This window comes from Bradyrhizobium sp. Ai1a-2, assembly GCF_000426245.1.
In the GTDB taxonomy this organism is placed as follows: Bacteria; Pseudomonadota; Alphaproteobacteria; order Rhizobiales; family Xanthobacteraceae; genus Bradyrhizobium.
Window position 1 is genome coordinate 76,510 of the sequence record NZ_AUEZ01000022.1, and the last position, 13,438, is coordinate 89,947.

Genomic DNA, 13,438 nt, shown 5'->3' on the forward strand with positions numbered 1-13,438 from the left:
AGGCCGCCAAAGGCAGCCTTATTCTTTATTGGGTCGCAAGATTGCGGATAGCACCGGGCTCAAATAGCGTCCAGCCCGGATTCGCCGGTCCGGATGCGGATCGCTTCCTCGATGTTGGAAACGAAAATCTTGCCGTCGCCGATGCGACCAGTCTGCGCCGCGCGACGGATCGCATCGATCGCCTTCTCGACCAGGTCGTCGCCGATCACGATCTCGATCTTCACCTTGGGCAGGAAGTCGACGATGTATTCCGCGCCGCGATAAAGCTCGGCGTGACCCTTCTGCCGTCCAAACCCCTTGGCCTCCGTTACCGTGATGCCCTGAAGTCCGACTTCCTGAAGCGCCTCTTTCACCTCGTCGAGCTTGAACGGCTTGATGATGGCTTCGATTTTCTTCACTGAAGGCCTCCCGGGCATTTCCAGAATACAAGTGCAGCTAGGTTCGATGCGCGTGGCGCAATCAGTTCGATCCGTCAACTCCCGGCGGAGCCGGAAACGCTCGCCACGGCCGCACGGGGCGGGCCGTTCCGAGCGGCTTCCTCAAAAGCAGGGTCTATGCCAAGTTGTAAATGTCCCTGATTTCGGAATGTTATCAGCCTTTTAACGGGCAGACAGACAAGGTTGGACCGAGCGCCCCATGATACCGAAGCCTGCGAAATAGGCAAACGGATGAATTGGTGTGCAATCACCGGCGGAAGATCGACGCGAGCCGGGCGAGATGCCTCTCGAAAAGGCTGATAGATTGAGGATTCAGCATGGAAGTCCTGACCACGGCTGAAATGGAACGCGCCGATCGGCTGACCATCGCCGAGGGCACACCCGGCTTTTCGCTGATGATGAGCGCGGGGCAGGCGGTCGCCGAAGCGGCCATGGACCTGGTCGAGGAGGGGCCGATCCTGGTGGTGGCGGGCCGCGGCAACAATGGCGGCGATGGCTTTGTCGCCGCCGCCGAACTCGCCGCACGAGGGCGGGAGGTCTCGGTCATCCTGCTGTGCGAGCGCGACAGCCTGAGGGGCGATGCGGCGCTCGCTGCACGCGGCTGGAAGTATCCGGTGCTGCCGTTCAACCCGCAGGCGATCGGCAAGCCCGCACTGATCATCGATGCGCTGTTCGGCGCCGGGCTCAACCGTCCCGTGAAGGGCGAACCCTACGAGATGATCGAGGCTGTCAACGCCCATGGCACGCCGGTGCTAGCCGTTGACCTGCCGAGCGGCATCAATGGCACCAGCGGTGTCCCGATGGGGATTGCGATCCGCGCCACCGAGACCGTGACCTTCTTCCGTCGCAAGCCGGCGCATCTGCTGTTGCCGGGCCGGATGTATTGCGGCCGTGTGCGCGTCGCCGACATCGGCATCGATCCGAAGGTGCTCGAGGAAATCCGGCCCGCAACCTTCGAGAACGTTCCGTCGACCTGGCAGCGCGCGTTTCCGGTGCCGAAGATCGACGGCCACAAATATTCCCGCGGTCACGTCCTCGCCGTTTCCGGCGACCTCGCCGCGACCGGCGCCTCGCGGCTTGCCGCGCGCGGCGCGCTGCGGGCAGGAGCGGGCCTGGTGACGCTGGCCTCGCCGAGCGATGCGCTGGTGGTGAATGCCGTGGCGCTGACGGCGGTGATGGTGCGCGCGGTCGACAATGCGATCCAGTTCGCCGATCTCCTGAACGACAGGCGGATGAACACGAGCGTGATCGGGCCCGGTGCCGGCGTCGGCCCGCGCACGCGCGATTTCGTCCACACCGCGCTCGCGGCCAAGCGCAACCTGGTGCTGGACGCGGATGCGCTGACCAGCTTTGCCGATGCGCCGGAGCGGTTGTTCGAGGCGATCAAGGCATCGGACGGTGCGCCGGTCGTGCTGACGCCGCATGAGGGTGAGTTCCCGCGGCTGTTCAGCGACATCAGCAACAAGCATCCCGGTCGCTCCAAGCTCGAGCGCGTACGCGCCGCCGCCGAGCGCTCCGGCGCGGTGGTATTGTTGAAAGGACCCGACACGGTGGTGGCCGCGCCCGATGGCCGCGCCACCATCGCCTCGAACGCGCCGCCCTGGCTCGCCACTGCCGGCGCCGGCGACGTGCTGTCCGGCATCATCGCGGGGTTGCTGGCGCAAGGCGTGCCCGCCTTCGAGGGCGCCAGCATGGGCGCCTGGATGCACGGCGAAGCCGCGGTGGAAGCGGGGCCGGGCCTGATCGCCGAAGACCTTCCCGAGACGCTGCCGGCAGTCTTCCGCCGGCTGTATGACGGATTGGGGATTGAGTATTGAGAGGGCGTAGGATGGGTAGAGCGCAGCGAAACCCATCGATTTGCATCTGCGGCGGAGATGATGGGTTTCGCTGCGCTCTACCCATCCTACGGCAGTGGGCTACGTCACCTGATATTTCGCAACCGCTGCTTCGCTCCATTCTAGCCCCAGGCCCGGGCCGCGGGCGGTGACGGCGCCGTCGATGATCTCGGCCGGCTTTGCCAGGATGGCGCCGGCGAAGTCGAGGAATTCGAGCCAATGGGCGGTCGGTGTCACCGCGAGCACGTGGGAGCTTGCCTCCGCGAACAGATGGCTCGACATCGGGATCGAGGCGGCGTCCGCTTGACCTGCGACCTGCAGCCAGCCGGTGACGCCGCCGACCTTCATCAGGTCGGGCATGATGAAATCGCTGGCGCCGACCGAGATGGCCTCGGCGAAGCCGCGTGGGAACCACCAGTTCTCGCCGGCCTGGATCGGGATCGGCGAGTCCATCCGGACACTGGCGTGGCCGGAGAGATTTTCCTGCGGCACGGGCTCCTCGACCCAATGCAGGTCGTAGGGCGCAAGGCGGGCGATGCGGAGCTCGGCTTCCGCCGGATCGAGCGACTGGTTGAAGTCGATCATCAAGGCGATGTCCGGCCCGATGACGGCGCGCACGCCCTTGACTACGCGTTCGTCGTTGGCGGCATCGCCGTCGCCGCCCTTGATCTTGACGCCGCGAAAGCCCTGGTCGAGTGAGCGGCGGAGCGCCCGCTCATCGGCTGTGGGATCGACCACGCCATAGCTGTCATAGGCGGGGAGCGGACGCGCCGATCCGCCGAGCAATTCGACCACCGGCTTGTTCGCGATCTGCCCCAGCGCGTCCCAACAGGCCATGTCGAGGCCGGAGACGGCCATGCCGACCAGACCCTGCCAGCCGAGCAGGCGGAATTTGGCGTCCATCGCCTTCATCAGGTCGAACGGGGCGACCGGTTTACCGACGAGCTCGCGCCCGGTCTCCTCGACCAGGTGAACCAGCGGTTTAAGTGTGAGCTTGGTGTAGGCGAAGATGTAGGAACGGCCGGTAACGCCCTGATCGGTTTCGATATCGATCAGGACCAGCGGTCCGGAATCGATCACGCCGAAGGCGTTCTTCACAGGACGCTTGAGCGGCACGACGACGGCGCGCGCCTTGATGGTGCGGATGGCTGGAACGGTTTGGCTCATGGTCGTTTCCCCTTGTTCTTATTCAACACTGTACCATCGCAAGAGCCTTGGCGCCGCCCAGTCGGTTGTGACCTGTTCGACCAGGAAGCGGCCGGTATGCTCGGCCAGGAAGGCGATGCGCTGGGTCTGGCCGGGTTCGACTGCGAGCGTGTCGAGCCAGAACGGCTTCCAGCCGTCGTCGAGCCGGTCGAGCAGGCGGAAGTGATGACCGTGAAGGTGGAAGACGGTGGCGAGCGGCGCGCGATTGGCGAGCGCCAGCACCACCGCGCGGCCGGCCTTCGTCCGGAAGACGGGCGGCGTGGAGGGGGCGAAGCTGGCCGGACGTGTCCAGTCGGCCGGAGTGCCGAGGACCAGTTCGACCCGTTGCGCATTCTTGAGGTCGAGTTGCGCCGGCAGGCCGTTTGACGGGAGCGGCGGCGCCGATGGCAGCGGGGCGGGGCGCAGCGGCGCCTCGCCAGAGAGTACCAGCCGCCCGATGGGGCGCGCTTCCTTGCCGTCATGGAGCAGGATCGATGCGGTCGCGGCGGCATCGATGAAGGCGTCGGCGCGGCCGCCCGGTGCGAGCACCAGCGCGCCGTTGCGCGCCGGAAACGGCTCGGCAGGTTCGCCGTCGATGGCCATGACGCGGACCTCGTGGCCTTCCAATTTTGCTGCAAGTACAGTGCGTTGGGAGGCATTGATAAAGCGAAGGCGCAAGCGTTCATTGGCGCGTGCTGAGAGCTCAAATGAAGTTCGGCCGTTAACGGTATAGACCGGCGTGGTATCCTTGGCGTCCGCCCCCGACGCAACGGCGGTACCATCCGGACGCAGCCGCCATTCCTCGATCAGGAGAATTTCGTCGCGGTCGACGGGGACCCGTTCGCTTTCGAGGACGACCAGTGGTTTTGCGCGTAATGGCAGCGGCTGGCCGTCATTCAGGAGGCCGGGATCGCACAGGAATGTGCCGGCATGGCGCAGCGGAAGCTGGAAACTCTCCTTTGCCCCGGCGGCAAGCGGCGCGCGGGCGAGCAGGGGTTCGGCGGTCGGAGCGCCGTCGATTCCCCGGCAATACAATGCAAGTGGCGCGGGAAGATCGTTGCCGAGCGTCAGCGCGATGGCCTCGCCGCGATTCGCCCTGACGTCCTCGCCGGGGAAGGACCAGATTGGCGTGGCCGTGCCACCCTGGCGCAGCACCAGGCTGTCGGGTCTCGCGGAAATGGCGAGCGTTCGGCGGGCTTGCGCCAAGGTTGCGGCGGGAAGGGCTGCCTCCAGTGCGGCGGCGCCCAGTCCGGCCAGCAGGGTGCGTCGATCGAGCATCGGGAAAAGGCTTGCCATCGGCTCGATCCGGTCCATTTTTACACCTGTAAGTCTAGCGGCCGTTGGGCCGAGGGGGCATGCGAAAAAGGCCATTTTTTTGCTGCGTGGGGGCAGGGCCATGCTATAAGCCGCCGCCCGCGGCATCGCGGCCGGACATGATGCGCCAAGCGGGTGTGGCGGAACTGGTAGACGCGCTGGATTTAGGTTCCAGTGACGAAAGTTGTGGGGGTTCGAGTCCCTCCACCCGCACCAAGCGCTCTTCCAGCGTTTGCATGATCCCTTTCTGGAGGGCCTGTCTCCTGTTTCGGGAGGCAGGTCCGCCAAACCACCGGCGCAGGCGTTGAGCCACGCGTCGAACCATTGACACAGTCGCGCCCGCGGAGGCGCGACAGGAGCGGAAGAAGAAGATGCAGGTCACCGAGACCCTTAACGAGGGATTGAAACACGAGTTCAAGATCAGCGTTCCCGCCACCGACCTCGATGCCAAGGCGGACGCGAAACTGGTGGACCTGAAGGACAAGGTCCGCATCAACGGTTTCCGTCCGGGCAAGGTGCCGGTCAGCCATCTGAAGAAGATCTACGGCCGCTCGGTGATGGCGGAGACCATCGACCAGACCATTCGCGACACCAACACGCAGATCTTCACCGACCGCGGCTTCCGCCTTGCGACCGAGCCGAAGATCACGATGCCGACCGAGACGAAGGAGGTCGAGGAGCTGCTCGCCGGCAAGAGCGACCTGACCTACACTGTCTCGATCGAAGTGGTGCCGCCGATCGCGCTCGCCGATTTCAAGACCTTCAAGGTCGAGAAGCCGGTCGTCGATGTGACCGACGCCGATGTCGACGAGGCGATCAAGCGCATCGCCGACCAGAGCCGCCCCTACGCAGCCAAGAGCGAGGGCGCGAAGGCGGAGAACGGCGACCGCGTCACTATAAGCTTCAAGGGCACCATCAACGGCGAAGCCTTCGAGGGCGGAACCGGCGAGGGCATCCAGGTCGTGCTCGGCGCCGGCCAGTTCATTCCCGGCTTCGAGGAGCAGTTGATCGGCATCGGCGTCGGCGAGACGCGCACGCTGCAGGTCACGTTCCCGAAGAACTATGCGAGCGAAAAGCTCGCCGGCCAGCCGGCTGAGTTCGAGACCACCGCGACCGCCGTCGAAGCTCCCGGCGAGACCGTGATCGACGACGAGTTCGCCAAGACGCTCGGACTGGAATCGCTCGACAGGCTGAAGGAAGCCGCGCGGGCGCGGCTGACGACCGAATTTGCCACCGCGACGCGTCAGCGCGTCAAGCGTGCGCTGCTCGACCAGCTCGACGAGAACCACAGGTTCGAGGCGCCGCCGTCGCTGATCGACGAGGAGTTCAACCTGATGTGGAACTCGATCAAGGCGGAGATGGACTCCGCCGGCAAGACGTTTGCCGACGAGAACACCACCGAGGACGACGCCAAGGAAGAGTACCGCAAGATCGCCGACCGCCGCGTGCGGCTCGGCCTCGTGCTGTCGGAGATCGGCGAGAAGAACAAGATCACCGTGTCCGACGACGAGGTGGGCCGCGCCGTGATCGAGCGCGCGCGTCAGATGCCGGGCCGCGAAAAGGAAGTCTGGGACTTCTACCGCAACAATGCCCAGGCGCTCGCCCAGCTGCGCGCCCCGATCTACGAGGACAAGGTGGTCGACTTCATCCTCGAGCTCGCCGACGTGACCGAGAAAAAGGTCTCGAAGGAAGACCTGTTCAAGGATGAAGACGCCGAGAAAACTGCGGCGTAATCTCGGCACATCATGTTAATGATGAACGGCGAAACCGGCCCGGCGACGGCATTCCGTCGCTAGGCGGGAACAGCCGAATCGGTTTGAGTTGCCGCGTTCGGACCTAGCCATCTGTGCGGTCTTGCCGCCGCCAAAATGGCGCATATCTGAGCGCAGCTTAACGCAGTCCTGCATCACGGGACGACCGTCTGTCCGGGTCACCGACGGACGTTCGGGCCCGCCAACTCTCAGGGGTAATCCCATGCGCGATCCCGTCGAAACTTACATGAACCTCGTGCCGATGGTCGTCGAACAGACCAACCGCGGTGAGCGCGCCTACGACATCTTCTCGCGCCTCCTGAAGGAGCGCATCATCTTCGTGACCGGCCCGGTCGAGGATGGCATGTCGACGCTGATCGTCGCGCAGCTCCTGTTCCTCGAGGCGGAGAATCCGAAGAAGGAAATCTCGATGTACATCAACTCGCCCGGCGGCGTGGTGACATCGGGTCTTGCGATCTACGACACCATGCAGTTCATCCGCCCGCCGGTATCGACGCTGTGCACGGGCCAGGCGGCCTCGATGGGATCGCTCTTGCTCGCCGCCGGCGAGAAGGACATGCGCTTCACGCTGCCGAATTCGCGCATCATGGTGCATCAGCCCTCCGGCGGCTTCCAGGGCCAGGCCACCGACATCATGCTGCACGCGCAGGAGATCCTGAATCTCAAGAAGCGGCTGAACGAAATCTATGTCAAGCACACCGGCCAGACCTACAAGGCCATCGAGGATGCGCTCGAGCGCGACAAGTTCCTCACGGCTGATGACGCGAAGGCGTTTGGTCTCGTCGACAAGGTGATCGACAAGCGTCCTGAGGATCCGGCTGCCGCGAAAGCTGCGTAGTCTTACGGGATCGCTTGCGCGATTTTGGCGTTGACGACGAAATCCCTGTCGGCAAACTCAGGCGATTGCGGTGCAGTATGTCCCAACTTGGGCAGAAAGTTCCGCTTTCGTATCGCGCTGTCGCGTGGCAATGTCGTACGACCGTGCGTTTTCGACAGGTTATCCACGTGTGGAGGTTATAAATCACGGTATTGTCACGGTGCCAGGTACGCCCCCGGTTAGCGAATTCTTGATAGTCGGGTGACAGCATGGTTGGCTCTGGCTTATCGGATGTAATTGCGGGGGAGATTCGACTGAACCGCGATTCGCCGGATCAGTATTAAGTAGGGTCTTTTTTGGTACGGTTTTTGCTCTATGTACACCTAAGGCCCGGGCAGTACCGGTAGGTCGATGGAGCGACGGGTTCGAACGGCGGACGGAGATAAGAATGAGTAAGGTCGGCACGAGCGATTCCAAGAACACGCTATATTGCTCGTTCTGCGGCAAGAGCCAGCACGAAGTCCGCAAGCTGATCGCGGGTCCCACCGTTTTCATCTGCGACGAATGCGTTGAGCTCTGCATGGACATCATCCGCGAGGAGAACAAGTCCTCGCTGGTGAAGTCGCGCGACGGCATCCCGACTCCGAAGGAAATCTGCAAGGTGCTCGATGACTATGTCATCGGCCAGAGCCATGCGAAGAAGGTGCTGTCGGTTGCCGTGCACAATCACTACAAGCGGCTCAATCATCAGACCAAGCACAACGACGTCGAGCTCGCGAAGTCGAACATCCTACTGATCGGTCCGACCGGTTCGGGCAAGACGCTGCTTGCGCAGACGCTGGCGCGCATCCTCGATGTGCCGTTCACGATGGCTGATGCGACGACGCTGACCGAAGCCGGCTATGTCGGCGAGGACGTCGAGAACATCATCCTGAAGCTGCTGCAGGCGGCCGACTACAATGTCGAGCGCGCGCAGCGCGGCATCGTCTATATCGACGAGATCGACAAGATCAGCCGCAAGTCCGACAATCCCTCGATCACGCGCGACGTGTCGGGTGAGGGCGTGCAGCAGGCGCTGTTGAAGATCATGGAAGGCACGGTGGCTTCCGTTCCGCCGCAGGGCGGCCGCAAGCACCCGCAGCAGGAATTCCTCCAGGTCGACACCACCAACATCCTCTTCATCTGCGGCGGCGCCTTCTCCGGGTTGGAGAAGATCATCTCCGCACGCGGCCGCTCGACCTCGATCGGCTTCGCGGCGCAGGTGCTCGCGCCGGAAGATCGCCGCACCGGCGAGATCTTCCGCCACGTCGAACCGGAGGATTTGCTGAAGTACGGCCTGATCCCGGAATTCGTCGGCCGCCTGCCGGTGGTCGCGACGCTGGAGGATCTCGACGAGGCCTCGCTGAAGAAGATCCTGACCGATCCGAAGAACGCGCTGGTCAAGCAGTATCAGCGGTTGTTCGAGATGGAGAATATCGAGCTGACCTTTGCCGACGAGGCGCTTGGCGCGGTCGCGCGCAAGGCGATCGAGCGCAAGACCGGCGCGCGCGGGTTGCGTTCGATCCTGGAGAGCATCCTGCTCGAGACCATGTTCGATCTTCCGGGCCTCGAAGGCGTGGAGGAAGTCGTGATCTCGCGCGAGGTAGTCGAGGGAACGGCCCGTCCGCTGTACATCTACGCGGATCGTTCGGACCGCGCCGTCGAGAGCAGCGCGAGCGCCTGATCGCGCTCGTCGGCCGCGGCGGCCGGATAGGTGACAATAGGATGGCTGCCGGGATTTCCGGCGGCCATTTCGATGTAATTAATGCTGCGTGTTTATTCCGGATTTTCCGGTATTTCTATGTACTTGACACCCCCACGGCCGATAGCCACCTAATGCTGTCGGTGATGAAAATTTACGTCTTGAGATTCGTCATCTGAAATCCGAAACGGGAAGCGGCCGAGGGCCGAGCGACATTCGGATCATACAGGCACCTTGTGGTGGTTGCGCAAGCAGGCGGGCCGCGTGCAAGGGGGCACAACGAAAGGAATAGGCCAATGACAACCTCAAAACCCCGGCCATCGATTGTCTACGGCGAAAGCCATTCTTATCCGGTGCTGCCGCTCCGTGACATTGTCGTCTTCCCGCACATGATCGTGCCGCTCTTCGTCGGCCGCGAGAAGTCGATCCGCGCTCTTGAAGAAGTGATGAAGAACGACGCGCTGATCCTGCTCGCGACGCAGAAGAATGCGTCCGACGACGATCCGGCGCCCGAGTCGATCTACGAGACAGGGACGCTCGCCAGCGTGCTGCAGCTGCTGAAGCTGCCCGACGGCACCGTGAAGGTGCTGGTCGAAGGGCTCGAGCGCGCGCGTGTCGAGAAATACTCCGATCGCAGCGAGTTCTACGAGGCGACCGCGGTCGCACTCGCGGACACCGACGCCAATTCGGTTGAAGCCGAAGCCTTGGCGCGTTCGGTCGTGTCCGATTTCGAGAGCTATGTGAAGCTCAACAAGAAGATCTCCGCCGAAGTCGTCGGCGTGGTTCAGGGGATCACCGATTTCGCCAAGCTCAGCGACAACGTCGCTTCGCATCTGGCGGTCAAGATCGCCGATCGCCAGGCTATCCTGGAGACGCTGTCGGTCACCCAGCGCCTGGAGAAGGTGTTGGGCCTGATGGAGAGCGAGATCTCGGTCCTGCAGGTCGAGAAGCGCATCCGCTCGCGCGTCAAGCGCCAGATGGAAAAGACCCAGCGCGAATATTACCTGAACGAGCAGATGAAGGCGATCCAGAAGGAACTCGGCGACGACGAAGGTCGCGACGAGCTCGCCGATCTGGAAGAGCGCATCAACAAGACCAAGCTGTCCAAGGAAGCGCGCGAGAAGGCGCAGCATGAGTTGAAGAAGCTGCGCCAGATGTCGCCGATGTCCGCGGAAGCGACCGTGGTGCGCAATTACCTGGACTGGCTGCTGTCGATCCCGTGGAACAAGAAGTCCAAGGTCAAGAAGGACCTGGAAGCCGCGCAGGCGGTGCTGGACTCCGACCACTACGGACTCGAGAAGGTCAAGGACCGCATCGTCGAGTATCTCGCGGTGCAGTCGCGCGCCAACAAGCTGACCGGACCGATCCTGTGCCTGGTCGGGCCTCCCGGCGTCGGCAAGACCTCGCTCGGCAAGTCGATCGCGAAGGCGACGGGGCGCGAATTCGTGCGCGTCTCGCTCGGCGGCGTGCGCGATGAGGCCGAGATCCGCGGTCACCGCCGCACCTATATCGGCTCGATGCCCGGCAAGATCATCCAGTCGATGCGGAAGGCGAAGACCTCCAATCCGCTGTTCCTGTTGGACGAGATCGACAAGATGGGCGCCGACTTCCGCGGTGATCCGTCGTCGGCGCTGCTCGAGGTCCTGGACCCCGAACAGAACTCGACCTTCAACGACCACTACCTGGAGGTCGACTACGACCTGTCGAACGTGATGTTCATCACGACCGCGAATACGCTCAATATTCCGGGCCCGCTGATGGACCGCATGGAGATCATCCGGATCGCCGGCTACACCGAGAACGAGAAGGTCGAGATCGCGCGCAAGCACCTGATCCCGAACGCGCTCTCCAAGCACGGTCTGGACTCCAAGGAATGGTCGATCGACGACGATGCGCTTCTTTTGATGATCCGCCGCTACACCCGCGAAGCGGGCGTGCGCAACCTGGAGCGTGAGCTCTCCACACTTGCCCGCAAGGCGGTGAAGGAGCTGATGATCTCCAAGAAGAAGTCGGTCAAGGTCACCGAGAAGAACATTGAAGAGTTCCTCGGCGTTCCGAAGTACCGCTTCGGCGAGATCGAGAGCGAGGATCAGGTTGGTATCGTTACCGGCCTGGCCTGGACCGATGTCGGCGGCGAGTTGTTGACCATCGAAGGCGTCATGATGCCCGGCAAGGGCAAGATGACGGTTACGGGCAACCTGCGCGACGTGATGAAGGAGTCGATCTCGGCTGCGGCGTCCTATGTCCGCTCGCGGGCGATCAACTACGGCATCGAGCCGCCGCTGTTCGACCGGCGCGACATCCACGTGCACGTGCCGGAGGGCGCAACGCCGAAGGACGGTCCGTCCGCAGGCGTGGCCATGGCCACCGCGATCATCTCGGTCATGACCGGCATCCCGGTCCGCCACGATGTCGCGATGACCGGCGAGATCACGCTGCGCGGCCGCGTGCTGCCGATCGGCGGTCTGAAGGAGAAGCTCCTGGCTGCCGCCCGCGGCGGCATCAAGACGGTGCTGATCCCTGAAGACAACGCCAAGGATCTCACGGAGATTTCCGATGCGATCAAGGGCGGCATGGAGATCATCCCGGTCTCCCGTCTCGACGAGGTCGTCGCCAGGGCCTTGGTGCGGGTGCCCGTGCCGATCGTCTGGGATGAGGAGACCAAGGTCGACGTCAAGCCCGACTCCGCCGAAGAGACCGGCGGCTTGACGGCGCACTGACCAGACTGGATTGCTTGAACAACGAACGGCGCCTTCAGGCGCCGTTTTTGTTATCACCGTTTTTGTTATTGGAGTTTCGTTCGAAAATAGCGCGCCAGGACAGAGAGCACGCGGAGGCGCAATGAAGATCGACGGACAATGTCACTGCGGCCTCGTGACCTTTGAGGCCGAGATCGATCCGGAGTGGGTCTCGATCTGTCACTGCACGGATTGCCAGACGCTGACCGGCTCACCGTATCGCGTCACCGTGATCTGCGCCGGCGAGGCAATCCGCCTCACGGGCAAGTCGCCGAAAATCTACGCCAAGCCCGGCGACAACGGTCTGATCCGCTTCCAGCACTTCTGCCCGGAATGCGGTTCCCCGCTGTTCACGAGCGGCGAGAATGGCGGCCCCGAGGATTGGGGGATCCGCTGGGGCAGCATCCGCCAGCGCGACCAGTTGCAGCCGCAACGCCAGATCTGGTGCCGCTCGGCCGCACCCTGGATCAACGATCTCAAGGCGTTGCCGGGGCTTGCGACTGAATGATGGACCCACCTTGCGCCTCGGGGCGGGGCGAGGGTAAAGAAGCGGCCGAGGGCGGTTAGCTCAGCGGTAGAGCGCTTCGTTTACACCGAAGATGTCGGCGGTTCGATCCCGTCACCGCCTACCAGCCTTCGCCCTGCGGGCTTCGGCTGGGCAAGCCGGAGTATGCAGGGCGAAGGCTGTTGCGCCGAACCTCGTAGAGCGGAAGGCCGGCTGGTGCTCATACCGCACCGATTCAGTCTGTCGATGAATATCCCGATCTCACGCCGTCTTGGTGAACATCGTCAGGACGCCGTCGGCGATGTTGATGGCAACGACTTGCGCCGACGTCACGCCCTTGGCCTTGAGCGCGGACACCGCCTGCGGGGTCGCGTCGATGGATTTCCGAAGTGACGTCATGTCCTCGTCGCTCGTCTGCGAGACGATCTCATCGACTTTCGAGCGCACGGCCGGCTGCAGTTCCTTGACGTCGACGACCTGTATCGTCCGTATCACGGTGCCGGAATCGGACTGAGCAGGCGGTGATTCTGCCCCGCGTTGCGAGGGAGTTCCCTGCGCGAGCACCAAGGCCGGTGTTCCGAGGCAGAGAGCTGCAATGATGGCGGACGCCGTGAAGATGCGCATGGTCGTGCCTTTCCAGGTTGGAGAATGCATCAATTCTATCCGGGAAATCTGGTTGGCATCTGCTTCCCATGTGGCCATTCGGTGAAAGCAATGCGGCCTCAATGCGTAACGCGGCGCTCGCCGGCGGATTGGCGATGCGCCCAACCGGGTGATATCATTGCGTGAAAACCCGGGGAGAGCTGCCCATGCGAATCTTTGTTGCCGCCGTGATGATCGCGCTGATGACCGGATCGGCATTCGCGCAGGACGCCGTGCCGCGATATGGCGACGTCGACAAGGAGAAGAGTCCGTCGCAGAAGGAGGAGGAGCGCAACGCCGAGCGCGCCTACAAGAAATCGCTGCGCAACATTCCCGACAAGTCGGGGCCCAGCGATCCCTGGGGCGCCGTGCGCACTGACAACGCGGCCCCGTCGGCCACCAACACGACGCAGAAGAAATCCAAGACCGGCAGCGTCGCGAAGTAGGCGCCG

The 13,438-nt window shown here is 63.3% G+C and carries 11 protein-coding genes and 2 tRNA genes; 9 read left to right on the forward strand and 4 right to left on the reverse strand.

The window, feature by feature from the left end; genetic code table 11:
• Positions 1-59: 59 nt before the first annotated feature.
• Entirely contained in the window at positions 60-398 is a 339-nt protein-coding gene (locus K288_RS0117015) for a P-II family nitrogen regulator (protein WP_011441447.1), read from the reverse strand.
• 356 nt (positions 399-754) lie between these two features.
• Here K288_RS0117015 and K288_RS0117020 point away from each other — a divergent pair, with 356 nt between their 5' ends.
• Positions 755-2,254, forward strand: coding sequence for a bifunctional ADP-dependent NAD(P)H-hydrate dehydratase/NAD(P)H-hydrate epimerase (locus K288_RS0117020; RefSeq protein WP_027580638.1), 1,500 nt, complete (start codon positions 755-757; stop codon positions 2,252-2,254).
• Between the two features lie 99 nt (positions 2,255-2,353).
• On the opposite strand, the gene K288_RS0117025 is transcribed toward K288_RS0117020, so the two are convergent.
• On the reverse strand, positions 2,354-3,439 hold the full coding sequence (locus K288_RS0117025; protein ID WP_027580639.1) for an enolase C-terminal domain-like protein: 1,086 nt from the start codon (positions 3,437-3,439) through the stop codon (positions 2,354-2,356).
• A gap of 18 nt (positions 3,440-3,457) precedes the next feature.
• On the reverse strand, positions 3,458-4,753 hold the full coding sequence (locus K288_RS0117030) for a multicopper oxidase domain-containing protein (RefSeq protein ID WP_027580640.1): 1,296 nt from the start codon (positions 4,751-4,753) through the stop codon (positions 3,458-3,460).
• Between the two features lie 149 nt (positions 4,754-4,902).
• Here K288_RS0117030 and K288_RS0117035 point away from each other — a divergent pair.
• The 7 genes from K288_RS0117035 to K288_RS0117070 all read left to right on the forward strand — a co-directional run bounded on the left by K288_RS0117035 (position 4,903) and on the right by K288_RS0117070 (position 12,471).
• Positions 4,903-4,987: transfer RNA gene (locus K288_RS0117035), tRNA-Leu, on the forward strand.
• A 155-nt stretch (positions 4,988-5,142) separates the two neighbouring features.
• A complete protein-coding gene (tig, locus tag K288_RS0117040; protein ID WP_027580641.1) occupies positions 5,143-6,504 on the forward strand; it encodes a trigger factor in 1,362 nt (453 codons plus the stop codon).
• 241 nt (positions 6,505-6,745) lie between these two features.
• Complete coding sequence (locus tag K288_RS0117045; RefSeq protein ID WP_027580642.1) at positions 6,746-7,381, forward strand: ATP-dependent Clp protease proteolytic subunit; 636 nt, start codon at positions 6,746-6,748, stop codon at positions 7,379-7,381.
• Positions 7,382-7,808: 427 nt separating this feature from the next.
• The gene (clpX, locus tag K288_RS0117050; protein ID WP_024515407.1) at positions 7,809-9,083 is read left to right on the forward strand and encodes an ATP-dependent Clp protease ATP-binding subunit ClpX; all 1,275 of its coding nucleotides are present in this window, start codon (positions 7,809-7,811) and stop codon (positions 9,081-9,083) included.
• Between the two features lie 314 nt (positions 9,084-9,397).
• On the forward strand, positions 9,398-11,821 hold the full coding sequence (gene lon / locus K288_RS0117060) for an endopeptidase La (RefSeq protein WP_027580643.1): 2,424 nt from the start codon (positions 9,398-9,400) through the stop codon (positions 11,819-11,821).
• 121 nt (positions 11,822-11,942) lie between these two features.
• Positions 11,943-12,347 carry a GFA family protein gene (locus K288_RS0117065; RefSeq protein ID WP_027580644.1) on the forward strand — a complete coding sequence of 135 codons (405 nt, stop codon included), beginning with the start codon at positions 11,943-11,945 and terminating at the stop codon, positions 12,345-12,347.
• Positions 12,348-12,396: 49 nt separating this feature from the next.
• Positions 12,397-12,471 (forward strand) — tRNA-Val (locus tag K288_RS0117070).
• Between the two features lie 134 nt (positions 12,472-12,605).
• Here the strand turns inward: K288_RS0117070 and K288_RS0117075 are convergent.
• Positions 12,606-12,998, reverse strand: a complete 393-nt coding sequence (locus tag K288_RS0117075; RefSeq protein ID WP_244443163.1) for a hypothetical protein — start codon at positions 12,996-12,998, stop codon at positions 12,606-12,608.
• Between the two features lie 155 nt (positions 12,999-13,153).
• On the opposite strand from K288_RS0117075, the gene K288_RS0117080 reads away from it, so the two are divergent.
• On the forward strand, positions 13,154-13,432 hold the full coding sequence (locus K288_RS0117080; RefSeq protein ID WP_027580646.1) for a hypothetical protein: 279 nt from the start codon (positions 13,154-13,156) through the stop codon (positions 13,430-13,432).
• Positions 13,433-13,438: the final 6 nt, after the last annotated feature.

Excerpts from the sequence above, each read along its gene's own strand:
- K288_RS0117080 (WP_027580646.1), top strand. The coding sequence starts at position 13,154 with ATGCGAATCTTTGTTGCCGCCGTGATGATCGCGCTGATGACCGGATCG.
- K288_RS0117065 (WP_027580644.1), top strand. The coding sequence starts at position 11,943 with ATGAAGATCGACGGACAATGTCACTGCGGCCTCGTGACCTTTGAGGCC.
- lon (WP_027580643.1), top strand. The coding sequence starts at position 9,398 with ATGACAACCTCAAAACCCCGGCCATCGATTGTCTACGGCGAAAGCCAT.
- K288_RS0117030 (WP_027580640.1), bottom strand. The coding sequence starts at position 4,753 with ATGGCAAGCCTTTTCCCGATGCTCGATCGACGCACCCTGCTGGCCGGA.
- K288_RS0117020 (WP_027580638.1), top strand. The coding sequence starts at position 755 with ATGGAAGTCCTGACCACGGCTGAAATGGAACGCGCCGATCGGCTGACC.
- tig (WP_027580641.1), top strand. The coding sequence starts at position 5,143 with ATGCAGGTCACCGAGACCCTTAACGAGGGATTGAAACACGAGTTCAAG.
- clpX (WP_024515407.1), top strand. The coding sequence starts at position 7,809 with ATGAGTAAGGTCGGCACGAGCGATTCCAAGAACACGCTATATTGCTCG.
- K288_RS0117025 (WP_027580639.1), bottom strand. The coding sequence starts at position 3,439 with ATGAGCCAAACCGTTCCAGCCATCCGCACCATCAAGGCGCGCGCCGTC.
- K288_RS0117045 (WP_027580642.1), top strand. The coding sequence starts at position 6,746 with ATGCGCGATCCCGTCGAAACTTACATGAACCTCGTGCCGATGGTCGTC.
- K288_RS0117075 (WP_244443163.1), bottom strand. The coding sequence starts at position 12,998 with ATGCATTCTCCAACCTGGAAAGGCACGACCATGCGCATCTTCACGGCG.